At 58.7% G+C, this 1273-nt stretch carries 1 protein-coding gene; it reads right to left on the reverse strand.

Going from position 1 to position 1273, the window contains the following annotated elements; translation table 11 throughout:
* Positions 1-1273: immunoglobulin-like domain-containing protein (locus J5M56_RS23565; RefSeq protein WP_207937892.1), on the reverse strand; the 1273-nt coding region annotated here is incomplete at both ends.

Consider the following 1273-nt stretch of genomic DNA (forward strand, 5'->3'; position numbering starts at 1 on the left):
GTGTAGGTGACCACGCCACCTTCAACAGCGGACGGAGTGGCCGTCAGAGTCACTGTGGAAGTATCGATGGTGTCGGTGATTGCAGTCACAGCCGGTGCCGGGCTGACGTCCAGCTTCTCGAAGTCACCACCAGTGGTGCTGGTGACATTCACACTTACATTGCCCGCATCGACATAGACGGTGTTGGCTGGTGCTGGGACGGTGATCGAGCCTTCGGTCAAACCTTTGCCAATAGTGATGACTTCACCATTGCTCAGGGTGATCTTCATCTCGCTGCCAGCCGGATTGGTCAGGGTAGCGGTGTAGACGATGCTGCCGCCTTCCTGGACGGTGCCGGTAGCGGACAGGGTGAGGCCAGTGCTATCGAGCTTCGCCGGATCATCCGTAACCGAAGTGGTTGGGTTACCAGCCGTTTCCAGCTTCTCGTAGTTGCCGCCAGTGACGTTAGTGATGCTGTTGGTCAGCGGCGTGTTCGTGTTGTAGACGTTGTTTGGCGCAACGTAGTCAACCGAGCCAGAGCTGGCGTTGACCGGGATGGTGATGGTCTGGCCGTTAGCCAAAGTAATCACCAGCGGAGCACCAGTAACCGGGGCGTTGACGGTGGCGGTGTACACCACAGTGCCACCTTCGGTCACGCTTGGGGTCGCGGTCAAGGTCACCGTCGAAGTATCGATGGTATCGGTGATTGCGGTCACAGCCGGCGCTGGGCTGACGTCCAGTTTCTCGAAGTCACCACCGGTGGTGCCGGTGACATTCACACTCACATTGCCGGCATCGACATAGACGGTGTTGGCTGGTGCTGGAACCGTGATAGAGCCTTCGGTCAAACCTTTGCCAATGGTGATGACTTCACCATTGCTCAGGGTGATCTTCATCTCGCTGCCAGCCGGATTGGTCAGGGTAGCGGTGTAAACGATGCTGCCGCCTTCCTGAACGGTGCCGGTGGCGCTGAGGCTCAAGCCAGTGCTGTCCAGCTTGGCTGGATCATCGGTAACCGAAGTGGTCGGGTTACCCGCGGTTTCCAGCTTCTCGTAGTTGCCGCCAGTGACGTTAGTGATGCTGTTGGTCAGCGGCGTGTTCGTGTTGTAGACGTTGTTTGGCGCAACGTAGTCAACCGAGCCAGAGCTGGCGTTGACCGGGATGGTGATGGTCTGGCCGTTAGCCAAAGTAATCACCAGCGGAGCACCAGTAACCGGTGCGTTGACGGTGGCGGTGTAAACCACGGTGCCGCCTTCGGTCACGCTTGGGGTCGCGGTCAGAGTCACCGTCGAGG

The sequence above is a fragment of the Pseudomonas sp. 51_B genome (genome assembly GCF_017491595.1).
GTDB lineage: Bacteria > Pseudomonadota > Gammaproteobacteria > Pseudomonadales > Pseudomonadaceae > Aquipseudomonas > Aquipseudomonas promysalinigenes.